Origin of the sequence: Streptomyces sp. NPDC086777 (assembly GCF_040702065.1) — a bacterium.
Classification (GTDB): Bacteria; Actinomycetota; Actinomycetes; order Streptomycetales; family Streptomycetaceae; genus Streptomyces.
Window position 1 is genome coordinate 142,381 of record NZ_JBFBJI010000003.1, and the last position, 22,139, is coordinate 164,519.

21 protein-coding genes, 1 tRNA gene and 1 pseudogene are annotated in these 22,139 nt (G+C 70.0%); 13 read left to right on the top strand and 10 right to left on the bottom strand.

Features of this window, described 5'->3' with window-relative positions; all coding sequences use genetic code 11:
- The first annotated feature begins 275 nt into the window (after nt 1-275).
- Both AB0472_RS05590 and AB0472_RS05595 read left to right on the top strand, forming a co-directional pair.
- Complete coding sequence (locus AB0472_RS05590) at nt 276-788, top strand: fibronectin type III-like domain-contianing protein (protein WP_366353654.1); 513 nt, start codon at nt 276-278, stop codon at nt 786-788.
- Nucleotides 789-868: 80 nt separating this feature from the next.
- Entirely contained in the window at nt 869-1,279 is a 411-nt protein-coding gene (locus AB0472_RS05595; RefSeq protein WP_366353655.1) for a hypothetical protein, read from the top strand.
- Here the strand turns inward: AB0472_RS05595 and AB0472_RS05600 are convergent.
- The 3 genes from AB0472_RS05600 to AB0472_RS05610 all read right to left on the bottom strand — a co-directional run bounded on the left by AB0472_RS05600 (nt 1,269) and on the right by AB0472_RS05610 (nt 3,947).
- A complete protein-coding gene (locus AB0472_RS05600) occupies nt 1,269-2,171 on the bottom strand; it encodes a GNAT family N-acetyltransferase (protein WP_366353656.1) in 903 nt (300 codons plus the stop codon). The genes AB0472_RS05595 and AB0472_RS05600 overlap by 11 nt on opposite strands.
- Nucleotides 2,172-2,872: 701 nt before the next feature.
- A complete protein-coding gene (locus AB0472_RS05605) occupies nt 2,873-3,223 on the bottom strand; it encodes a hypothetical protein (RefSeq protein ID WP_366353657.1) in 351 nt (116 codons plus the stop codon).
- A gap of 154 nt (nt 3,224-3,377) precedes the next feature.
- Nucleotides 3,378-3,947 carry a hypothetical protein gene (locus AB0472_RS05610; RefSeq protein ID WP_366353658.1) on the bottom strand — a complete coding sequence of 190 codons (570 nt, stop codon included), beginning with the start codon at nt 3,945-3,947 and terminating at the stop codon, nt 3,378-3,380.
- Nucleotides 3,948-4,621: 674 nt separating this feature from the next.
- Between AB0472_RS05610 and AB0472_RS05615 the strand changes: the two genes are divergently transcribed.
- Both AB0472_RS05615 and AB0472_RS05620 read left to right on the top strand, forming a co-directional pair.
- Complete coding sequence (locus tag AB0472_RS05615; RefSeq protein WP_366353660.1) at nt 4,622-4,936, top strand: hypothetical protein; 315 nt, start codon at nt 4,622-4,624, stop codon at nt 4,934-4,936.
- Nucleotides 4,937-5,108: 172 nt separating this feature from the next.
- Nucleotides 5,109-5,201 (top strand): annotated as a pseudogene (locus AB0472_RS05620) (GntR family transcriptional regulator); the annotation flags it as partial.
- Nucleotides 5,202-5,368: 167 nt separating this feature from the next.
- Here the strand turns inward: AB0472_RS05620 and AB0472_RS05625 are convergent.
- Nucleotides 5,369-5,453, bottom strand: a tRNA-Ser gene (locus tag AB0472_RS05625).
- A gap of 563 nt (nt 5,454-6,016) precedes the next feature.
- Here AB0472_RS05625 and AB0472_RS05630 point away from each other — a divergent pair.
- From AB0472_RS05630 to AB0472_RS05650, 5 genes are all read left to right on the top strand, one after another.
- Nucleotides 6,017-7,162 (top strand): replication initiator, encoded by a 1,146-nt coding sequence (locus AB0472_RS05630; RefSeq protein ID WP_366353662.1) that lies wholly within the window; start codon nt 6,017-6,019, stop codon nt 7,160-7,162.
- Nucleotides 7,159-7,515, top strand: a complete 357-nt coding sequence (locus tag AB0472_RS05635) for a replication initiator (protein ID WP_366353664.1) — start codon at nt 7,159-7,161, stop codon at nt 7,513-7,515. Before AB0472_RS05630 ends, AB0472_RS05635 begins: the two co-directional genes overlap by 4 nt.
- The gene (locus tag AB0472_RS05640; RefSeq protein WP_366353666.1) at nt 7,512-7,718 is read left to right on the top strand and encodes a helix-turn-helix domain-containing protein; all 207 of its coding nucleotides are present in this window, start codon (nt 7,512-7,514) and stop codon (nt 7,716-7,718) included. Before AB0472_RS05635 ends, AB0472_RS05640 begins: the two co-directional genes overlap by 4 nt.
- Nucleotides 7,712-8,695: a site-specific integrase gene (locus tag AB0472_RS05645; protein ID WP_366353667.1), complete on the top strand. Its 984-nt coding sequence runs from the start codon at nt 7,712-7,714 to the stop codon at nt 8,693-8,695. Before AB0472_RS05640 ends, AB0472_RS05645 begins: the two co-directional genes overlap by 7 nt.
- 150 nt (nt 8,696-8,845) lie before the next feature.
- Nucleotides 8,846-9,037, top strand: a complete 192-nt coding sequence (locus tag AB0472_RS05650) for a hypothetical protein (protein ID WP_366353669.1) — start codon at nt 8,846-8,848, stop codon at nt 9,035-9,037.
- Nucleotides 9,038-9,239: 202 nt separating this feature from the next.
- On the opposite strand, the gene AB0472_RS05655 is transcribed toward AB0472_RS05650, so the two are convergent.
- The 4 genes from AB0472_RS05655 to AB0472_RS05670 all read right to left on the bottom strand — a co-directional run bounded on the left by AB0472_RS05655 (nt 9,240) and on the right by AB0472_RS05670 (nt 15,373).
- Nucleotides 9,240-10,295, bottom strand: coding sequence for an HTTM domain-containing protein (locus AB0472_RS05655; protein WP_366354055.1), 1,056 nt, complete (start codon nt 10,293-10,295; stop codon nt 9,240-9,242).
- Between the two features lie 79 nt (nt 10,296-10,374).
- On the bottom strand, nt 10,375-11,139 hold the full coding sequence (locus tag AB0472_RS05660) for a DUF5819 family protein (protein ID WP_366353671.1): 765 nt from the start codon (nt 11,137-11,139) through the stop codon (nt 10,375-10,377).
- A gap of 199 nt (nt 11,140-11,338) precedes the next feature.
- Nucleotides 11,339-12,382, bottom strand: coding sequence for an ice-binding family protein (locus AB0472_RS05665; RefSeq protein WP_366353672.1), 1,044 nt, complete (start codon nt 12,380-12,382; stop codon nt 11,339-11,341).
- A 1,524-nt stretch (nt 12,383-13,906) separates the two neighbouring features.
- Nucleotides 13,907-15,373 (bottom strand): trypsin-like peptidase domain-containing protein, encoded by a 1,467-nt coding sequence (locus tag AB0472_RS05670; RefSeq protein WP_366353673.1) that lies wholly within the window; start codon nt 15,371-15,373, stop codon nt 13,907-13,909.
- 257 nt (nt 15,374-15,630) lie between these two features.
- Here AB0472_RS05670 and AB0472_RS05675 point away from each other — a divergent pair, with 257 nt between their 5' ends.
- The 3 genes from AB0472_RS05675 (at nt 15,631) to AB0472_RS05685 (ending at nt 18,493) form a co-directional block, all read left to right on the top strand.
- Nucleotides 15,631-16,458: a glycerophosphodiester phosphodiesterase gene (locus AB0472_RS05675; protein ID WP_366353675.1), complete on the top strand. Its 828-nt coding sequence runs from the start codon at nt 15,631-15,633 to the stop codon at nt 16,456-16,458.
- A 223-nt stretch (nt 16,459-16,681) separates the two neighbouring features.
- The gene (locus AB0472_RS05680; RefSeq protein WP_366353677.1) at nt 16,682-17,320 is read left to right on the top strand and encodes an ATP-binding protein; all 639 of its coding nucleotides are present in this window, start codon (nt 16,682-16,684) and stop codon (nt 17,318-17,320) included.
- Between the two features lie 183 nt (nt 17,321-17,503).
- The gene (locus AB0472_RS05685) at nt 17,504-18,493 is read left to right on the top strand and encodes a DUF5926 family protein (RefSeq protein WP_366353679.1); all 990 of its coding nucleotides are present in this window, start codon (nt 17,504-17,506) and stop codon (nt 18,491-18,493) included.
- 257 nt (nt 18,494-18,750) lie between these two features.
- On the opposite strand, the gene AB0472_RS05690 is transcribed toward AB0472_RS05685, so the two are convergent.
- Together AB0472_RS05690 and AB0472_RS05695 are read right to left on the bottom strand one after the other, a co-directional pair.
- Nucleotides 18,751-19,314 (bottom strand): hypothetical protein, encoded by a 564-nt coding sequence (locus AB0472_RS05690; RefSeq protein WP_366353681.1) that lies wholly within the window; start codon nt 19,312-19,314, stop codon nt 18,751-18,753.
- A 54-nt stretch (nt 19,315-19,368) separates the two neighbouring features.
- Entirely contained in the window at nt 19,369-20,043 is a 675-nt protein-coding gene (locus tag AB0472_RS05695) for a bifunctional DNA primase/polymerase (RefSeq protein ID WP_366353682.1), read from the bottom strand.
- A 684-nt stretch (nt 20,044-20,727) separates the two neighbouring features.
- On the opposite strand from AB0472_RS05695, the gene AB0472_RS05700 reads away from it, so the two are divergent.
- Nucleotides 20,728-22,119, top strand: a complete 1,392-nt coding sequence (locus tag AB0472_RS05700; protein ID WP_366353684.1) for a PP2C family protein-serine/threonine phosphatase — start codon at nt 20,728-20,730, stop codon at nt 22,117-22,119.
- Nucleotides 22,120-22,139 lie beyond the last annotated feature (20 nt).

The window sequence follows — 22,139 nt, forward strand, 5'->3', positions numbered from 1 at the left end:
GGCTGATCTCCCGCGCTCCCCGCTCTGCGACGTGGGAGTGCCGAGGCAGCTACGAAAGATGCGCGGACGCAGACTTTCGGGAACTGATCCGGGCGGGGCCCGCTCGCCATGCTGACGGCATGGATCAGGCGAGGATTTCCCGGCGTGCCCTGGTGGGCACGGCCGCAGCTGCCGCCGCCGTGACGACCGGTGCGGCCCCGGCTCCACGGGCAACGCCGGACCGCCCACGGACAGGCCGCTCGGCCTCCCGCCGCGTCGAAGCCCTGCTCGCCCGCATGACGACGGCGGACAAGATCGCGCAGCTGAACATCCCGGTCCGCCTCCCGCAGGAACTGCTCGGCGACTCCACGAACCCGACCGGCACGGCGGAGCACCGGGAGGCGTACGTACGCGGCCGGACCGTGGTCGGCACGGGGGCCGGGCGGCTGCGGCTCGGCCCGGGCGGCGGTTTCTTCGGCCTGGTCGACCAGACCCTGTCCGGTTCCGTCGAGGTGCCGCATCCGCTCACGCCGAACACGGGCGGGCGGGACGGGACCGAGGTCGTACTGCTGTACGTCACCGACGACCTGGCGAGCGTCTCCCTGCCACGGATCCGGCTGCGGGGCGTGGTCAAGAGGCGGGTGGCGGCGGGAGAGCGGGTCACGGTGACGTTTTCCGTGGCGGCCGCCCGGGACCTGACCCTCGTCGACGAGCGGCTGCGCACCGTGGTGGAGCCGGGCACGTTCACCCTCAGCGTCGGCAGCGCCTCGGACTGCCTGCACCAACGGATCTCCCTGACCGTGTCCTGACCCGCCCCCCACCACCGGAAAACCGGAAGACCGGAAAACGGAAGACCGGAGAACTGGAGAACCGGAGAACCGGAGACCCCATGAACACCGCCGGCACCCCCCTCGCCGAGGCCGACTACATCGCGGCCACCGCCGACGAGCTCAGCCGCAGGCAGGGCGCCGACCGGGCCGCGGCGCTGGTCAGCCAGAGAGCCCTCTTCCAGCGCCGCGGCCGGATCGTCCTGCATCCCGACCGGCTGGTCCTCACGAACTGGTCGGACACCGGCTCCCTGGTGCTGGTCCGCACGGACATCACCGCGGCCGAGACCCGCTTCACCGACCTCTACGGCCGCTTCGTGGGCGGCCTCCTCAACGCCGGCAAGCCCCTCGTCCTCACCGTCACGGCCCCGTCCCCGGGCGACCTCTACCTGCCCGTCAACCGCCGCGAGTTCATGGAGACGACCGACGACAGGCAGTGGGAGAAGCGCATCAACGAGTGGCTCAACGGCTGATGCCGACTGCCGGTGGGGCCGCCTCCGCGGCCGCCGAGAAGTCGTACCCGGACCAGTCGCTCAGCCGGACGAATCCGAGGCGCTGGTAGAGGGCGTTGCTGGTGGGGTTGGACAGGTCCGCGAACAGCACGACGTCCTGGGCGCCCGCGGCCAGCGCGGCCCGGCTCACCTCCGCCGTCACGGCCGCCGCGTAGCCGCGACCGCGCAGGTGGGCGGGGGTGTGGACGACGTCCACCTGCATCTGGCCGCCGATCAGCGGATTGAGGCCCGCGACGGAGACGGGAGTGCCGTCCGGGGTCTCCCAGAGCGTGTAGGTCTTGTCGGCGAAGCGCGTGCCGGCCCAGGTCGCGGCGTCGACGACGACGTCCTCCCCGACGGCCCTGGCGAACTCGGCGCACCAGAACACGGCCTGTTCGAGATCCTGCTCGCCCAGAACACGGCCCCGGCCCGCCGGCATCGGATCCGGTGGGGTGAGCGTGCCGAGGCGGTACAGACACAGCCGGGTGTCCCGGAGTCTCGGCGTCGCGCCGGTGCGTCGCTGCCAGGCCTCGGCGAAAGCGGTGGCCGTGCCGTGGTCCGCGCTGACGGAGGGCAGGGGCTGCCCGAGGCCGGCCAGGTGGGCGGCGAGCGAGTCGGCCTGCTCGGGCGTGAGCGGGGAGAGCCCGAAGCCACGGGGCGGGAGGCGGTAGCAGGTGGCGTGCACCTCGCCGGCCCGCTCCAGCATCCCGAAGACGGGAACACCGGTGCCGAACGCCCCGGCCCCCCGCGCCCGCACCCGCTCGGCCCACGTCGACTGCATGACGTGCGGGCCGGGACGCGAACGCAGGAACTCCCCGGCACGGGCGAGGAATTCGTCGACGTCATGGGTCAGGTACCAGTCGGATGAACGCATGCCCGATGCTCTACCACTCGGCCCCCGCACCCAGCCCCACCCCGCCGGGCCCGGTGCCGCCCGCACACCCTTTCCAGCCACCCGCGACGGAGCGTTCCCCGACGGAGACACCGCCGGGTTCGCACACTGCGCCGGGTTCGCACACTGCGCCGGCTTTCCCGCCCCGGCGGCGGTGTGCCTGCCCCGGCTGCCGCGGCTGAGCCCAGGTAGAGGTCCCTGCGGGCGGCCACGAACGCCTCGACCGACTGCGCGGGGGGCGCCCGTCACCCGCTCGACACCGTCGGCCGTGCGGTCGTAACGGTCGTCCCGGTGCAGCCGGGCCATGGTGGCGATGTGCCGTACGAGGTGCGGCGGCATCCCCAGCTTCGGGAGCTGGGCCTCCCACCGTTGTGCGGGCACGTCTGTCTAGGTGTGCCCGGCGCCGAACGGCAGGGCGATCGTGCCGTTCTCCCGGATCGACCGGGCCGCCATCGTCGTGAACAGGGGGGTCCAGGAACACCGTCGGCCGCACGTGCACCACGGGCAGGCCGGACCAGTCGAAGACCTCCTCCGCCAGCCGGTGGAGCCGCTGCTGGTGCGATTCCCCGGTGCTGGTGGCGGTCATCTGCGACACCGTCATCTGCGACAGGTCGACCAGGGCCTCCAGGGTCCCGCACTCCTTCGCGACGGAGGCCACCACGGTCGCCGCGAGGGCATGCACATCAACGGCCGAATCTGACCCGCTGCTTTTCATCCGAGACGGCGAATCCCTGCTGTCGGCACACTTCGAGTACGTCCTGGATCCGACCTGTCAAGAAATAGAAGTGGCGTGTGTCTTCGGTACGGAATCCCACACCGGAAGTACCGAACATCCCACGACAGGGGAACACTTCGGCAATCTCCTGGGCTGCGCACTCCAGCGGCCTGATTCCGAACAACTTCGCGAGGGGCCCAAGGGCTCGTACACGCAGATGAAGCCTGCCGTCCTCCATCGTGAGCACACCCAGCGGCCACGTTGCGTTCAGCCGCCAACCCGACATGTTCGGAATGCTTGCGCCACCGATGAATCTCATGGCCCAGATCATGCACCTCGGCCTGGAACGCGCCAAGGCCGTGTCGACCACCGCGGCAGACCTCGGCGACCGCGCCGCCGGTAGTTCGCATCGAGGAGGGGGCGGGCCGGTGAAGCACTTCAGTGACACGTAAGGAGGCCGCCCCGAGCGTGCGTCACTGGATGTCGAAGCTGACTACGGCGCGGGCCGGGGTCCGGAAGGAGTCGCCGCTTGTGGGGGAGCGCTCGACCAATACGCTGACGCGGGGACCGGTGTCGCCTGTGGACTGGTAGCTCCAGGCGGGGCCCCGCAGTGGCGAGCCGCACAGGCCATCCGGAAGCTCGGTCTCATCGCGGCCCAGCCCGTAGGCACTGCCGTAATTCTCGTCGAACAGGGGCATGCCATCCGGGACGAGGCCTGCGCGGTGTAGGTAGTTCGGTATCTGGTCGCTCAGGAAGGAGACCTCGGCGCTGCCGTTTCGCGTGAAGTAGTGGATGTCGGATGCGTCGGCGGGGATCGTTGCACTCCCGGCGCCGATCACGCCTGGCAACTGCACGTCGCTTCCCTGGCAGGCCCGGACATCGCCGAACGGGTAGAACAGCTCATCCCGGAACAGCCAGACGAGCCCTCCAGCCAGCATCGCGAGGACGAGGGTGACCACCCCCAGGCACGACAGCCGGCGCCGTAGCCCGCCCCCGCTGTCCGGCACACCGGTCACGTTCTCCGGGGACGTCGTCCCGTCCAACTCCTCATCCCCCCCGACCCCAGACTTGGCCTCGGGACCGGCCTTCCAAGATTCGCCCATGAACGCCCCCCGGTTGTGCCCTGCATGCGGACACGCGGAGCCTACGCCGGTGATCAACCGCCGACACGCACGGCGGAGGTGATGATGGGCGCGGTCGAGCAGACGCAGAAACAGCGAATACCGCGATCCAGCACGTCCCCGGCCATAGTTCGCATCGAGGGGGTAAGCCCGTGCCACAGCCATGGCAGAAGGAGCGGAGAAAGAAAGGAGCGGAGAAACACGGGGATTCGGCGACGCTGACGGCTCCTCATGCTGATGTCAGCGCGAGCAAGAATCCTGCGGGTCCGCGCCCAACCCGCCCCACCTCGCTCCTTGAAGCGGTGGGCGGCCAGCGAGGCCGGTTGCGGTACAGCAGCGAGGTACAGCAACCACAGCAACCGAGACCGATCTCTGTAGAGCTACGGAACAGAAGGCTTCTGACGTCCACGACGCCGGAGGGGGACGTACACCAGCGTCTCCGTCCGACCGTCGCATCGTGCGGCGACAGCAGCCGGGCCACGCCGGGATCGAACTCCTCAAAGGCGACGCCGTCCTCCTATCCGCCACTCCGGCGCGACGGCTCTTGCACGCGATCACCCACAAGAGGAAGATCCTCCCCGATCGAGGGAGATGTAATGCTGCGGTTCATGGACTGGTCCGTGGTCGTGATGGGATGCCTCCTGGTTCTGGGGAGTCTCGGTGGCCGCTGGTGGGAACGGGCCAAGGTTTCGAGGGGAGACAACTCCGACCCGGGCATGCGTTACTTCTGGGCCTGGCTCCCCCTCCTCATAGGCCTGGGGATGATCAGCGCGAAGTTGCCAAGCCTCCTGCACGCCCCCCATCCCATCATCGAGGTTGTTGACGCGCTCAACTTCGTACTGGCGGTCGCGGTGTTGGTCTTCGCCGTCCGGTCTGGGCGCGGCTTCTTCCGGTCGCGCAGCACCACGTGACAGCCACGCCGACGGTCTCCCGGGAACGCCCGTGGAGGAGTTGCCCAAGCCGCCGTACCGCAGCGGAGTACAGCAACCCCAGCAACCGAGCCAACGCCTAAAAGCGGCTCCCACGGCACGCACCGCGACCTGTATGAGCCTCGCTGAGCGATCCGCATGAAGCTATGGGTCGTACAGCGACCAGGGACGGCCCGTGGAGACCGCGGACATCATCGTGCCCGCCGCCCACTGCGAGATCGTCTACGAGATTCCCATCAACCGGTAGGCGACAGCCCCCTCAGGCCACGATCCGAGGCCCTCAGGCTGTGTCCCAGCCGTGCCGCTTCCGTGCCCGACAGAGCGGGAAACCAGGGGGAACAGCGGTGCCCGACGGGGGCGCACACGCCGACGGCCCCCGACCGTCTTGCCTGGTCAGGGGCCGTCCACGTCATGCGGTGGGTGTGGGATTTGAACCCACGGTGACTCGCGCCACGACGGTTTTCAAGACCGTTCCCTTAGGCCGCTCGGGCAACCCACCTGCGCCCCGGCCCACCAGGGGCGGAGCGGGTACAGAGTACCGGCCTCGGATGCCTCGTGGGGGTTGTGGTCCACTCAGGGTCCACTGGCTCTGTCCCGCCGCCGGTACCGCGCTCCGATCAGCAGTCTGTCCGCAGCTCTACGCCTAGGCACGGTGCCCCGGCCCCCGCTCAGCCCGCTCCCGTCGCTGCGTCCACCCCGCCCGTCACACCGGAACCGACCCCGGCCCCGGCCCCGATCGCTCCGGCCCCCGCCGCGCCTGCGGTCAAGGTCCCCGAGCCGCTGCTGACCGAAGCACGCTCCATCGCCGCGTCCCACCACGCCGAGCACGGAGAAACGATTTCTCCGGCCCAGCTCAAGAGGCGACTCGGCATCGGCCTGCCCATGGCCACGGCCCTTCACGCCGCTCTGTAGCGCCGCGTTCTCCCCGCCGGCCTTCCGGCACCACCCACCTCGCCCGTCCCTGGGCCCGACTCGCCATGCCTGCGGGCAGCAGCCCGAGCGCACTGAATCGCTGCTGCCCGCAGGTCCCACCCTCGCGCCGGAAAGGAGACCCCGCCACCCATGCGCCGCCCCCTCGACCTGCGCCACGTGATCAGCCCTGGCCTGCGGGATCTGATCGAACTGGCCAACACCCACGACTTCGACCGCGTACAGCAGCAGGTGCGCGACCTGCGCGGCTGCACCAGCCCCGTCAACCTCCACGGCTTCACCATCACCACTGACCAGACCGCCAAGGAAGTGGTCCGCTCCTACCGCTCCGAAGACGAACCCTCCGGACGCCTGCTGACCACCTGCGGCAACCGCCGTTCCTCTCGCTGCCCCGCCTGCTCCCGCGTCTACGCCGCCGACACTTACCACCTCATCAAGGCCGGACTCTCCGGCGGCAGGAACGTCGCCGAAACCGTCCGCGACCACCCCCGCGCCTTCGTCACCCTCACCGCCCCCTCCTCCGGCCCCGTCCACAACCGGCCCACCACCGGTGCGGGCAAGCCCCGCCCCTTCGCCCGCCCCTGCGCCTGCGGTGACACCCACGCCGAAGACGCCCCCGAACTCGGCACCCCCCTGAACCCGGCCACCTACGACTACACCGGCGCCGTTCTGTGGAACGCCCACGCCGGACAGCTCTGGGCGCGCTTCACCACCTACTTGCGCCGGGTCCTGGCCAAGCATTTCGGCATGACACAGAAGGCCCTGAACCAGTCCCTGCGCGTCTCCTTCGCCAAAGTGGCCGAGTACCAGAAGCGCGGCCTGGTCCACTTCCAGGCCGTGATCCGTTTCGACGGCCCCGACGGACATACCAGCCCGCCCCCGGCCTGGGCCACCTTCGACGCCCTGAGCGCCGCCGTGAGCCCGGCCGTGAAGAGCGCTCGGCTCACCATCGCGTCCGACGCCATCGGCGAACGCGTCATCGCCTGGGGCGGCCGGTACAAGGTCGACCCCATCACCGCCCTGGGCGAACGGCGTACTCACAGACGCGCGCGTTGCCGAGTAAACAGACGCCAAGGTCACCGGGCACGTCGCCAAGTACGCCACCAAGAACGCCGAAGGCACCGGCACCGTGGACCGCACCCTGATGTCGTCCCTGTGCCGAACGCGGCTACGTACGCGGCCCTGACGGCTTCCACGACGTGTGCGCCGACTGCGACGGCACCGGACAGGCCGAACCCATCAAGGCCCTGCCCGTACAGCAGCATGTACGGCAGATGATCCGCACCGCCTGGGCCCTCGGCCACCTGCCGGAGCTCGCCCACCTCAAGCTCTGGAAGTGGGCCCACGTGCTCGGCTTCCACGGCCACTTCTCCACCAGGTCCCGCGCCTACTCCACCACCCTCGGCGCACTCCGCGACGTTCGCCATGCCTGGCGTCTCGCCCAGGCCGAAGCCGCCCGCGCCCGCGCCGGCCTCCCCGCCATCGACGAGAACACCACCCTCGTCACCGCCTCCTCCTGGACCTACCTCAGCAGCGGCTACCGCCCTGGCGAGGAATTCATCGCCGCCCAAGTCCGCCACGACATCGCCCACGCCCAACGCATCAAGCCGGAAGGAGATCCCTGGCTGTGACCACTCCGACCAAGGCCAAGGGGCCGACGCTGAAGCTGGGGGAGGCTCTTGCCGAGATCAGGGTGTCCCGTGCCGCCTTCTACCGCATGCGCGCACGGGGGCAGGCCCCCAGGCATCTGAAGCTCCCCAACGGTCAGATCCGCATACGCCGGGCCGACCTCGACGCCTGGTTCGACTCGTGCGAGGTGCAGAAAACGTGCTGACCTACGACGTGCAGATCTGGGGTATCCGCAAGCGGCCCAACCGTGTGGCGGCCTATCAGCTCCGTTGGCGGGTCGGCCCCCGCCCGTTCTCCAAGAGCTACAAGATCAGGGCTCAGGCCGACGGTCGACGCTCGGAGCTGCTGGCCGCCCTGCGCAGCCGTGAGCAGTTCGACACGGAGACCGGCCTGCCTGCCTCGGAGGTGCAGGCGCTCAACTCCACCACGTGGTACGCCCATACCCGCGCCTATGCGGAGATGAAGTGGCCTGGCGCCTCGGCCGAGCACCGCGCGAGCATCGCTGACACGCTGGCCACCATCACGCCGAAGCTCGCCAAGGACAACCGTGGGGCTCCGGCTCCGAAGGTCCTCCGCATCGCCCTCTACTCGTGGGCCTACCGCTTCGTCCTCAGCGACGACGGGACACTGAAGCCCCGTATCGACGTCGAGGAGCCGCCCGCCGACGTCGTGGCGGCGCTCGACGCTCTGACACTGAAGCAAGACGGCACGGCCGCTGCCGAGAACACGGTGAATCGCAAGCGAACGGTCTTCAGCAACCGCCTTCGGTACGCGGCGGAACGGGAGTTGCTGGCGACCCTGCCGCTCGACAAGGTCGATTGGGCCCCGCCCGAGTCTGACGACGAGATCGACTTTCGATTCGTACCCGGCCCCAAGCCGGCGAAGGCGCTGATCGACGCCGTAGGAGAGCAGGGGGCACGCGGACGCCACCTGATGGCCTTCTTCGGCTGCCTCTACTACGCGGCCAACCGCCCTGGAGAGGCGGCCAATCTCCGGGAAGAAGACTTCACCTTGCCCGAAGAGGGCTGGGGCGAGGTGCTGCTGTCCACGAGCACGCCCCGCGTCGGCTCCGGGTGGACCGACACGGGCGAGTCGTTCGATACGCGCGGCCTGAAGAAGCGGGCCCGCAAGGCGACCCGGCCTGTGTCGGTTCCCCCCGTGCTCGTGCGCCTGGTCCGCTAGCACATCAAGGAGTTCGGTACCGCTGAAGACGGTCGGCTGTTCCGTGCGGCCCAGGGTGGCGGCCTGCTGTCCAAGGAGTACGGGGAGGCATGGAAGGCCGCCCGGCTCGCCGCGCTGACCGGGTCCGAGGCGGCTTCCCCCCTGGCTGACGTGCCGTACTCGCTGCGTCACGCGGGCGTATCGCTCTGGCTTGAGTCCGGCGTCTCTCCGGCAGAAGTCGCACGCCGGGCAGGCCACAGCATCGCAGTCCTGTTCCGCTTCTACGCCAAGGCCATCCACCGCAATCAGCAGCGCGCGAACCAGCAGATCGAAAGCGCGTTGGAAGCGGCCGACGAAGACTGACAACGAGGCCCGCAATCCCGCTCATCCAAGTCGAGGGTGAGCGGGGTTCTGCAGTATCCGGTTCCTTTCACGTGTACACGCTGGCCCAGCCGGTCGAAGCATCCGACGTGGAGGCTTAACCGCCCCGGCAGCCCTGCCCGGCTCCGGTACCTTGGACGAACTCGCCATCCGCCTGACCGTTCCCCTCGCAGAACGTGGCCCCTCACTGGCTCAGCGATGTGTGCTGCGGCGGCACGAGCGCCAGCTCTCCGCCGGACGGAGTTCCCGCCTCCCTGCCGTGTGTCCGCCAGGTGGTGCCCCGCCGCAGCCGACCGAGATAACGGTAGAAGCGGTCCGGCAGGAACACGGCATCCGCGACGATCATCGCGCCGGAGAAGAGCGGCAGGCCCAAAAAGAGCGCGATACCCAGGTGCATGCCCAACAGCAGTGCCAGCACGGGGTACTTGAGTCTGCCGAAGAGGACGAACGGGAAGGCCACCTGCACCAGCACCGTCAGGTAGCAGACGATAGTGATGAGTACGTCGTGTCGGTCCGCCATGGTGGAGAGCTCCGGCCAGGGCCGGAACACGTCGAGGTTCAGGGCGTAGTGGAGGGCACTTCCGTTGCCCCAGGTGGCGCCCTGCACCTTGTACAGGCCCGCGGATCCGTAGAGGAAGCAGACCTGGGCGGCGATGACGAGCATGCCGCAGTTGTGCAGCACGGCGACCACCGTCTGGCGTGCGTCGCGGAGGTGGCGTCGCAGCTCGCCGGACGGCTGGTCCAGCGGAAGCCGGTGAGTCCTGTCGGCGGATACCAGCCGGGCCCTGCGCGCGTCCAGGGACCAGCGTCGGCCGCATGCGGTGACGACGAGGTAGAGGGCCATGAGGAGGATGAGGTTGTCCCCTCCGTCCGTCATGAAGATCGCCCTGGCGTGAAACGAGGCCACCACGACTGCGAAGAGCACGGACACCGCTCTGGTCCGCCAGCCCAGCATGAACAGTGCCGAGGTGACGAGGGCCACCGTGTAGCAGACCTCGAAGTAGGCGCGGCTGTCGGACAGGGTGAGGATGCTGGCCCATCCGGTCTGGTCGAAGAGTTCCCTGGCCAGTGCCGGCGTCCACGGTGAGCCGGGACCCCAGATCTCGTCGCGGTGGGGAAATTCGCGCAGCAGGAAGGCGACGTACAGGAACCCGTACCCGATACGCAGAACCGCCGCGGCATACAGGGAGATCGGCTGTTCCAGCAGGAGGGTGAGGAGCGTGAGGATGCGGGCCGGCATGTGCTGCGACCCGTGTACGCCCGCCCGCTCGGTGCCGTGTCCGGGGCGCGAGGGCATGGTTGCCGCGATCGGTGTCTGCTCAGCCTGCTGCATGGGGGGCCACCTTCCACCAGGGCAGGTAACGGGTGTCCACGGGCTTCTGTGCTGCCGCGGCGGGGTCGGGGCCCACCGCTGCGGGCGCGGCGATGGGCAGGCCGACCACTCGCAGCTGGATGGACTCGAACGCGCCGTGATGCCGGGCGGTGACGCGCTCCGCCGCGATGTTGCGCAGGTATTCCTGGATCATCACAGCGCGCTGGGAGTGCGGCCGATCGTCGCCTCCGTGCGTCTCGAGGTAGGAAGTCCAGGCCCGGCGCAGCATGTTCTGCGCGGTATGGCTCGGGAAGGGGTCGTGTCTCACCGCGGCTGTATCGACGGCGCTCAGGTCAAACCAGCCGCTGACCCGGACGGCGCCATCCGCAGCGGTGTGCATGGTCCGCGCCGAGATCCTCCGGTTGACCGACTCCGGGTCCGGGGCGAAGAGTCGCCAGTTCTGCTCGAACAGCGGGAAGACCCAGGCGTCGACCTGCCGGCTGTATTGCCGGGAAACGGGATTCGGTGGTGCCACCTCCAGGAACACCAAGAGCACGTGGACCAAGGTCATCGCCAGACACAGGACCACGGCGACTCGTACCCCGGCCCTGACGGCGACGGGCGGCTTCGACGGTGCGTCGACGGCAAGTGGTCCGCCGCCCCCGTTCTGTGCGGCTCGCCCGGCGACGGCCCGGTCTGACTCGTCGGCATCCGGTGCCGCGACGCCACCATGCACGGCCCCGTCCGGCCGGTCCCGCCCGACTTCTCTCACTTGTTTCTCCTGAGGTTCACCGGCGGCGTGCGGCGGAATCGGTGACGATTCGCGCCGTACGCCGTCCGTCCTACTCACGCACGTGGGTGGTGGCCCCCGAGCACACACGCTGCCGGAGACCGCACGCGCGTGATCCAGCTACGCCGTCGCAGATCCCCAGGACGCGCTGGAATCGCTCCGGGCCGCGCTGACCATCGCGCTAGGCAGGATCACAGCCGTAGCCATAGTCCGTGCCGCCCTGGTCTCCGTAGTCATCGGGTTTACCGGGCTTGCCCGGCTTGCACCCATGGCCGTTTCCACCGGTGGTACCGGCGGTCGTCGAACCCGTGGTACCGGCGGTCGTCGCGCCCGTCGTCCCGGCCGTCGTGGTACCCGTCGTCCCGGCCGTCGTCGCGCCCGTCGTCCCGGCCGTCGTGGTACCCGTCGTCCCGGCCGTCGTGGTACCCGTCGTCCCGGCCGTCGTGGTACCCGTCGTCCCGGCCGTCGTCGCGCCCGTCGTCCCGGCCGTCGTGGTACCCGTCGTCCCGGCCGTCGTCGCGCCCGTCGTCCCGGCCGTCGTGGTACCCGTCGTCCCAGCCGTCGTGGTACCCGTCGTCCCGCCCGCGCACTGTGGCCGGGTGATCGTGTTGGTGTCCAGCGTCACGGCACCGTTACGGGCCAGTGCCCGCCCGTCGATCGTTGCGCCTGTCGTGGCAGAGATAGACGTCAGTGCCAGGATGTTGCCGACAAAGGTGGAGTTGGTGCCGAGGGTTGCCGAACTGCCGACCTTCCAGAACACATTGCACGGCGAGGCGCCGTTGATGAGAAGCACCCGACTGGCAGACGCCGTCGTCAGACCCGAACCGACCTGGAACACCCAGACGGCGTTGGGATCCCCCTGGGCGTCCAGGGTGAGAGTGCCGGTGAGCCCCAGAGTGGAGGAAGCGGTGTAGACGCCCGGCACCAGTGTCAGGCCACCAGCGTCCGCAGGAAGGGCACCGTCGGTGGCCTGTCCGGCAGCGTCGTTGTAGGCCGTGACCAGGTCGGTCTGGGCCTGGTCGGCCACGGCGTCCGCAGAGTGCTGCGCGCCGTTCACCAAACCGGGAGGGAATCCGGTGATGGACGTACCCGGACTCACTCCGAGATCCCCGGTGACGACCGAGGGACCCGTGTTGGTGACGGCCGAACCGGCCAGGACCGCAAAGCTGTCCGCCGTGCCCAGCGGCACAGGTGTGGCGATGGCATTTGCCTGCGTCGGCGTCATAGCGACTACGACAGCGGCGATCACCACAGCAAGTGCCGCCGCGATCCAGACCGACAACGTACGCCGTAGCGGCGCGACAGGGATATTCAGCGTCATCGAGGGGCCAACTCCTGTGAGGGGATGGTGAGGTATTTGGCGTTCTCAGTCGCGCAGAATCGCCATGTTTCTGCCGCTGGCATATTACTCAGGAACATGGGTCGGGCTAGGTTCATTTGAGTGGTTTCGCCGAACTTGACGAGCGAATCGCGAAATGCCAGCAATACCTAGTGGGCCGAATGGCGTCAACTGTTCACCCGGAAGGGCGAGGACGTACATAACCAAAGAGGACTGCTCCTCCTGGAGAGACAGTCGGCCAGCGTCACCGGAACAGAAGACGTACCACAGGGAAATCATTCTTACCCTGCGCGACACCACTGAAGGCAACACCTTGCAGGCACCCCCAAGAGCGGAACCATCCGGCGGTCTTCCAGGCAAAATGAGCCCGGTAGACCCAGGCCGCGGGATACTCTCCCGCCGTGATCACGCCGCCGGGTCGGGAAATTCAACGGTGGACCGATTCATGAGTGCAGGACCACGCAACGCACAAGCACAACCTAGCCAAATAAGTCACGCCAATTAAATTGCACATTAGTTCGCTTTCGCCGGACCCACAGAAGGCCCAATCCGGTGGTGCCAGAGCCGTCGCCTCGGCTCTCACCCACTCGGATAGCGCTCGCACGTGGAGAGAAGCAGTACACGCTCACCGATGCCGAAGGTGAGCGGGACGCCTTCACATTCGACTCATTCCGGGTTATCGGCATGCGCCCTTATTGGCTGATCGCCCGTACGAGTGACGGGAGGGTTAAAGGCTCTTACGCAGGTGGAACAAATTCGTGGCAGCGATGTGCGCGGATGCTCCTGACTCCGGTCACCTCGGATATCGTGACGGGCCGGGCCGCAGGATGTATGCGCCCCTGCCGTTCCTCCGGTGTCCGCCACAGGGACGGGCTGGACGGGCCGCCGGTTCGCGCATGGTCGGCGGCCCGCCTGTCACCGACCGCGCCACGCGTCGGGAGTCGGATACGAGGCACACCCATGTCAGCTGTGCCCGCTCCGCGCCGGCGTCGGACCGGTACCGCAACGCCGCCCGGCGGGCGGGTGTCGCTACGCCGTCATGGCCTCGGTCAAGCACCAGTGGCTCCCGTTCACCGGGAAACGCGACCTCTTGACCAACTCCAGGTCAATGCAGGGACGGCGATCCACAATCTGGTCCACGCCTGGTCCACACGCAGTGATCCACAACGCGACAGGGCCGGATCGGGGTGAGACAACCCCCATGCAGAAGGGGTGTCCCTCACTGAGGGACACCCCTTCTGACCAGCACGTCTATGACCTGCGGAGGCGGCGCGATCCGAACCCACGGGGACGCTTTCGCGTCCTCACGTTTTTCAAGACCGTTCCCTTAGGCCGCTCGGGCAACCCACCCCGCGCCGACCGAGATCGGCGCGGGGAACAGAGTAACCGGTTCCCGTGGGCGGGTGCGGGTCAGTTGTCGCCGACGCGGGAGCCGAGGGTGACGGTGGCCGTGTGCTCGCTGCCGTTCCGCTTGTAGGTGATCTCGACCTTGTCGCCGGGCTTGTGGGTCCAGATCTCGCCGATCAGGGTCGGGCCGCTGTCGATCACCGTGTCGTCCAGCTTGGTGATGACGTCGCCGGGCTTGAGGCCGGCCTTGTCCGCGGGGCCGCCCGACTCCACCGCGGCGGAGCCGCCCGAGCCGGAGTCGGTGATCTGGGCACCGGAGGTGCCGTCCTCCAGCGACACCGACGCGCCGATCTTCGCGTAGACCGGCTTGCCGGTCTTGATCAGCTGCTGCGCCACGTACTTGGCCTGGTTGATCGGGATGGCGAAGCCGAGCCCGATCGAGCCCGACTGCCCGGTGCTGCCGAGGCCCCCGCTCGTCGCGGACTGGATCGCGGAGTTGATGCCGATCACCGCGCCGGAGGCGTCCAGCAGCGGACCGCCGGAGTTGCCCGGGTTGATGGACGCGTCGGTCTGCAGGGCGCTCATGTACGACGCCTTGCTGGTGGAGCTGCCGTCGCTGGAGGCGACCGGGCGGTTCTTGGCGCTGATGATGCCCGTGGTGACCGTGTTGGACAGGCCGAAGGGGGCGCCGATCGCGATCGTCTCGTCGCCGACGGCGACCTTGTCGGAGTCGCCCAGGGCGAGCGGCTTCAGGTCCGACGGCGGGTTCTTGAGCTTGATCACCGCGACGTCGTAGCCCTGGGCGTGGCCGACGACCTCGGCGTCGTACTTCTTGCCGTCCGGGAACGTCGCGGTCAGCTTGCCGCCGTCGAGGGAGTCCGCGACCACGTGGTTGTTGGTGATGATGTGGCCCTGCTTGTCGAAGACGAAGCCGGTGCCGGTGCCACCCTCGCCGTTGGTGCCCTCGGACTCGATGGTGACCGTGCTGGGCAGCGCGTTCTGGGCGACCGCCGCGACGGTGCCGGCGGCGCGCTTGACCTGGGTGGCGCCGCCGCTGGAGGTCGCGGAGATGGTCGTGGAGCCGCCGTCGTCGTTGTTCTTCGCCAGCGTGTAGCCGAGGCCGCCGCCGAGGCCGCCCGCGACCAGTGCGGCCACCAGGACGGCGGCGATCAGGCCGCCGCGCCCGCTGCCCTTCTTCGGCGCGTGCTGCGGCTGCTGGAACGGCTGGTGCTGGTACTGCTGGTGCTGCTGGTCGTACGACGAGCCCCAGCCTGCGCCGGCGCCCGCGCCCGGGTCCGCATAGGAGGGGGTCGCGGGGGGCGGGGGCGGCCACGAGGCGTCGGGGGCCTGGGGCGCGTGCCCGTACGGGTCGCTCGCGGGCGCGCTCTGGGGCGCCGGCGGGATCGGGGCGGTCGGCGCTTCCCCGCCGTCGGACGCGGCCGCCTGCGGCGGGGCAGCGGGAGACGACGGCGGCACGGGAGGTGCGGACGGGGCCGGAGGTACCGGGTTGCCCTCGTTCTCGGTGCTCACAGCTTCTCTCCTCGGTCCACGGCTTTTCTTCTCGGTCGCACTCGGTCACGCTCTCTCACGCTTGCTGTCGGCCCGGCGCGATTCGGCTGTGCATGTGCTTTTGTATGCCGTCAGCTTTTCCCACAGGCCGTCAGAGCACCATAAGCGGTGGCTGTGGGTACACGGACAACCTTTATATAGTGCTTGTCCGACAAAAGTTCTCTTTACCGGCATCCCCGGTGCCCCCAGCCACCCTCGCTCGGTGGCACCATGTCGCGGTGACCCACGCACCACAGCATCGCATCCAGGTCGTCGCGCACCGCGGGGCCTCCGAGTACGCCCCCGAGCACACCCTGGCCGCGTACCGGAAGGCCATCGAGGACGGCGCCGACGCCCTGGAGTGCGACGTACGCCTGACCGCCGACGGCCACCTGGTGTGCGTCCACGACCGGCGGGTCAACCGCACGTCCAACGGGCGGGGCGCGGTCTCGGCCCTGGAGCTCGCGGACCTGGCCACCCTGGACTTCGGCTCGTGGCGGAAGGGCCCGGCCTGGCGCGGGCGGGACGAGGAGCCCGACTGGGAGTTCCGTCCCGAGGACCGCGCGGACACCGCCGTACTGACGCTGGAGCGGCTGCTCGAACTGGTCGCGGACGCCGGGCGGCGGGTGGAGCTGGCGATCGAGACCAAGCACCCCACGCGGTGGGCGGGGCAGGTGGAGGAGCGGCTGCTGGACCTGCTCAAGCGGTTCGGGCTGGACGCTCCGGCCGGTCCCGAGGAGTCGCCGGTGCGGGTCATGAGCTTCTCCGCGCGGTCGCTGGCCCGGGTGCGGGCGGCCTCGCCGACGCTGCCGACCGTCTATCTGCTGCAGTTCCTCTCGCCCCGGCTGCGCGACGGCCGGCTGCCTGCCGGGGTGCGGATCGCGGGCCCCTCGATCCGGATCGTGCGCAATCACCCGGCCTACGTGGAGCGGCTGCAGCGCAACGGCCACCGCGTGCACGTCTGGACGGTGAACGAGCCGGAGGACGTGGACCTGTGCGTGGAGCTGGGCATCGACGCGATCATCACCAACCGGCCGGCCGCCGTGCTGAGCCGGCTGGGACGCTGAGCGGGACCCGGGGCGGCGGCCGACGGCCGTCCTGACCAGGGCTCAGATAAAGAGTCGAGTAAGGACACCTCGCAGCCCTTGACCCGACAGGCCGCTCACAGCATCCTCACTTCTCGGCCACACCATCGAAATTCAGCCATACGTCGCCATTTTCGGGGGGATCTGGCGGCGACCCGTCACAGGGAGTGCTCCGGCGCGTTCGGCACGTATTCGTCCGTTGCGAATGCGTCGCCGGGCATTCACCGGCCGGTTTCCGGTTCAGGCCAATGGGGCATCCACACCGTGGCGTGGGGCAAAGGAGGTCTCGGGGGTGGCGTTGGTGGTGGCACAGGAGGTGCCCACGTCGTCGAGCATGGCCGTACCCCATGGCCCTGCGGGCGTGGGCAAGGCGAGACACCGTATGCGCGACCAGCTGCGCACGGGCGGTCTGTCGGAAGCGGTCATCGACGATGCCGTACTGATCCTTTCCGAACTTTTGAGCAATGCCTGCAAGCACGGGCGCCCTCTGGGGGACGCGCTGGCGGGGGACGGCGACGTCCGGGCCGCCTGGCGGGTGGACCCGCGCGGCCGGCTGATCGTCGAGGTGACGGACGGCGGCGGCCCGACCCGCCCGGCCCCGATGACCCCGTCGGTCACGGCGCACGGCGGCCGCGGGCTGAACATCATCACGGCCCTGGCCGACGACTGGGGTGTCCGGGACGACGCCCGGGGCGAGGTGACCGTCTGGGTCGTGGTCCACAAGGACGTGCTCGGTCCGGTCACCCGGGACCGCCGCGACGCCTTCGCTACGCGCGTCACGGCACCCCCGGTCCCTGCGATGCCCGACCTGGACTTCGCTGACGCGTTCGACGACCTGGACTGAACCGCCGCGCTCGACGACCTGGACCGAACCGCCGACGAGCCGGCTGGGGCTTCGGCGCCCGGGGCTTCGGCGCCCTGGGCAATAGGTTCGCGGCGGCGCCGTTGTCCACAGGTTCCCGTGGTCCAGGGCATGAACGGCTAGGCTCCCGCCGTACGAGACGAGCCGTAACCGGGAGACACCCAGATGGCCAAGAAGCGACCCCAGACGACGGCCACGCGGCCGCAGCCCAGCGATGCGGCCCGCGCCGAAGGCGCTGATGTGAACTATCCGGTTGTCGGTGCCCGTGAGCCCTGCCCGTGCGGCAGCGGCCGCCGTTACAAGGCCTGTCACGGCCGGGCGGCGGCGCACGCGGCGACCGAGCTGGTGCACCGCCCGTTCGAGGGGCTGGCCGGCGAGGGCGACTGGGTGGCGCTGCGCGAGCTGGTCCCCGCCGCCACCGTCGAGCTGACCCTGAAGGACGGCCTGCCCGAGGGCGTCCCCTCGGTCACGCTCGCCACCGTGCTGCCGATGGCCTGGCCCGCGCTGCGCCGCGACGACGGCACGGTCCTGCTCGGTCTGCAGAACGACACGGCCTCCGGCGACATCAGCCGCGACCTCGCCGACACCCTGCGGCGCGCCCTCGCCGCCGAGCCGGGCACCCCGGTGCAGGGCCGCCGCGCCCCCGCCGACAGCCCCCGGCTGCAGGACCTGCTCGACCCGAAGGGCCCGTTCGAGCCAGTTGTGCACGACGGCTTCGAGTTCTGGGTGCAGGACGCCGAGAACGCCACCCCGGACGTGACCGCCTCCCTGGAGCGGGCCAACGCGGCGGCCATCCCGACGGTGAAGCTGACCGGCGTCGACTCCGCCTACTGGTGCGAGACGCCCGAGAAGAACCACCTGCGGTGGGTCATGCCGTACCCCGAGGAGCAGCTTCTGGACGCTCTCGCGCGGCTGCACGCGGCGGGCCGGTCCGGCCTCGGCGAGGGAACCCGGCTGGTCGGCTCGTTCCGTGCCCACGGCCTCACCGTGCCGGTCTGGGACCTGCCGAGCGGGGTCGGCGCCGAGGACGTGGAGAAGCCCGCCGCCGAGTTCGCCGAGCGCCTCGCGACCGCGCTGGCCTCGGAGGCACCCCTCACCGCGGACGAGCGGCGGGCCCGCGGCGGACTCACCAACCGACAGGTCACGCTCAGCTGACGATCAGCAGACGACCAGCGCGGACACAGGGTCGCGGCTGACCGGTCGGTCAGCCGCCCCAGGCCCGTCGACGCGGGTGACTCCTGTCACAACTGCCCTACACGGCAAGCAAATACGTGTCCGAATAGCCGAGATCGAATTTGCGAACCGCCGATCTCTTGTTACCGTCTCAGTAGCCCGGTTGCTGGTGCATCCCCCGTCGCCAGCAACCGGGCCTTTTTCATGCCCGCGCCCGGTGTACGGACCGCAGTGGTTCGTCAACTCCCGTTTGAGCGCTGGGAGTTGCTCCCGGCGGAGTCTCCGGCGCCGGCGTCCCCCGAGTTGCTCGCGGAGCGCAGCAGCAGCGGGCTGTCACCGTCGCGCGCCGCGAACTCCGTGACGGCCGTGTAGGCGTCCAGCCCACCCCTGGTGTGCTCCCGGGGCGTCTCACAGGTGGCGGGTTCGTCGTCGGCGGCGGCGTCGGCGGCGCAGTGCGTCTGCACGGTGCGGCCGTTCGGGCCGAGGAGGCTCAGCACGCCTTCCAGGGCGGCGCCGGTGGCGTTGCGGTAGTAGGTGCGCGCCCAGGTGTCCGCACCCTGGGCCATCACACAGGTCTGCGCCTCGACGCCGTCGGGCGAGGTGAGTTCGGGACCGCAGCGGGCGGCCGTGGCGAGGCCCAGCCCGAGCACCAGCGGGGACCGGACCGGCACCGGCAGCTTCTCGTCGTCGTGCCGGGCGGCGGGAACGGCGGCGTCGCCCACCTGTCCTGCGGACGCCACGGCCAGCGGCAGCGCGACCGCGCTCACCATGACGCCCGCGAGGGCGAGGAGACGCACGTTCATGTGCGGAGGGTAACCAGGCGGACGCGACAAGCCGGGCTCGCGCGCCGGACACCCCTACAACTCGGGCGCGCTCACACCCGTACGGGTGAGGGCGTCGACCACGGCGTCCACCACGGCCTCCACGTCCGGCACCCAGGGCTTGGCCGAGCCGGGCAGCGGGGCCCGCTCCCAGCGGATGGCGCCCTGGCCGGTCTCGGAGGGCGGCAGGGCGAGATAGCCGCCCTCGCCGTGGAAGCGGAGCGAGCCGGGCACGAAGTCCTTGGCGTAGAGCAGCTCGCCCAGCTGCTCCATGGAGTACGGCTTGACGAGGAGCGCCCAGCGGGTGGGTGCGGCGACGACCGGGCCGAGGCGCATGCCGCGGCGGTCGAGGAGGGCGAGGGCGCGGGAGGCGGCGAGGGCCGGCAGGCTGACCGCGCAGGGTGCGTTGCCGCCGGCGGCGCCGGTGGCGAGGACGATCGGGGCCGTCGGCCGGTTCCCCCACCACCAGCGGACCATGCGCTCGTCGGTGGTGGCGGCGAGCAGGCCGGGGTCGAAGGGGTGTGCACCGGGCACCGTGCACTCGGGGTCGGGACACGCGCACCGGGCCCGCCCCTGAGGGTCGGGAGCCACGCCCGGGAGTACGGGCCACTGCCATTCCGTCGCGAAGGTCAGGGCCGCGCCGAGAAGCTCAGGCCCCTTGTCGTTCCGCCTGGACAGGAGCCTGCGTCGCCTTCCGAGGATCTCGCGCATGAGCGCTCGTTCCTTTCCGTTGCACCGCTGGCAACACCGTGGACCACATCACACCATGTGTCGATCACTTCACTGTGCGTACCTGTTGGCGCATCACACCCCTGCGCTGGGCAAGGGGAACCCCATCGGGGTCGAGCGGGGGCCGCGCCCGCGTTCACAAGAACTGCGTCGTACTGCTCGTACCGCGTACTGCTCGTACTGCCCGTACTGCGTCTCGTACTGCGTCTATCAAAAGCACGGCCACGGCGTGGGGGTGGCGAAGTCTGGCGTTTTGCCGTTCCGAGTGTTTCTCTCCGCCTCCGCCACGGGAGGATGGGGCACGGTCGTCGGTGGTTAAGACGCCCGGGTCCGTCGCCAGGTTCCGCGTGGTCCCCAACCACCCCTGGCCTTCACCGAGTACGTACCCATCACGACCGCTGTGACGCTCTGTGGAGCAAGGCCAGTCGACCGCAATGAACCGTTGCCCGAGTCAGTTTTAAGCCAACTTTGCTTTTGCGCAAGCGGTCCGGAAGAACCCCCTGAGAACACCTCAAGAGGCCCACGGACACCAGGAATCCCGGCAGGACAATGCTGGACATCCCCTCACGAGTGCGTGTACATGTGGAGACACCGCCGGCGGCGTAGAAAAATATGGGGGTTTGCGATGCTTCTGAGCAATACGCACAGGTCTGAAAGCCGGACGCGATGAACGCCCCGCACCCTCCGAAAGTGGCTGGAATCGATTCAACGGTCCCCACTCCCCCACACACTGTCGCCCCGGTCCCCCCCGCTCCGGCCACCCCGGCCGCACCCGCCGTCCCGAAGGCCCCCGCCGCCCCGGCACCCGGCACCGTCCTCCAGGACCGGCTGGCCGGCTGGGTCTCCGACCTCACCACCCTGCACGAACTGACCGAACGGCTCGCCCGGACCGACGCGCTGGAGCCGGCCCTGCACGAACTGCTGCGCGCGGGTGCCGCCCTGGTCGGTGCCCGGCGCGGGGTCGCGGCGCTGGAGCCCGCCGACGGGCTGGGCCCGCACACCACGCTCGGCCTCGGACTCGGCCGCGCCGACCTCGGTCACCTGGAGACCGTCCCGCGCGGCGCGCTGCCGTACGACACCGGTACCGCCGCCGAGAGCGCGCACCCCGACCTGTTCGCCGAGGACGGCCTGGACCCGCGTCACCGCGAGGTCGCCGCCCGCCTCGGCTACGCGGCCAGCTACGCGCTCCCCCTCGCCACCGACGCCGACCGCCTCGGCGCGGTCGCCTGGCTGTACGACGAGCCGGCCGAGCCCGACGAGCGCCGCCGCCACCTGGCCGGCCTGTACGTCAGGCACGCGGCCGCACACCTGGCCCGGCTGCTGGAGGTCGAGCGCACGCGCGCGTGCATGGCGACCATCGCCGAGGAACTGCTCCCCTCCCGGCTGCCCCGGGTGGCCGGCGTCCAGCTCGCCGCCCGGCACCGCACCGGACCGCGCGGCGGCGGCGACTGGTACGACGCGCTGCCGCTGCCCGACGCCGCCCTCGGCCTCGCCGTCGGCTCGGTCACCGGCTCCGGGCCGAGCGCGGTCGCCGCGATGGGCCGGCTGCGCGCCTCGCTGCGGGCGTACGCCGTGATGGAGGGCGAGGACCCGGTCGCGGTCCTGTCCGACCTGGAGCTGCTGCTGCGGCTGACCGAGCCGGCCCGCTCCGCCACCGCCCTGTTCGCCTACTGCGAGCCCGCGCTGCGCAAGGTCACCCTCGCCGGGGCGGGACACAGCCCGCCGCTGCTGATCGGGGAGCACCGCACGGAGTTCGCGGAGACCTCGGTGTCCGCGCCGCTCGGCATGCTCGCCTGCTGGGAGGCGCCCAGCGTGGAGATCGAGGCGGAGGCCGGCGAGACCGTGCTCCTCTACACCGACGGACTGCTGCACCGCACCGGCGACCCCATGGACCGCGCCTTCGCCCGGCTGCACACCGCCGCCGCGAGCGTCCCGCGCGCGCTGCGCCACGACCCCGGGGCGATCGCCGACCACGTCCTGCGCACGGTGCTGCCGGACGGCCTGGCCGAGGCCGACAGCGAGGAGGACGTGGTCCTGCTAGCAGCCCGCTTCGACTGACCGGTCAGTCAGGAGGAGCG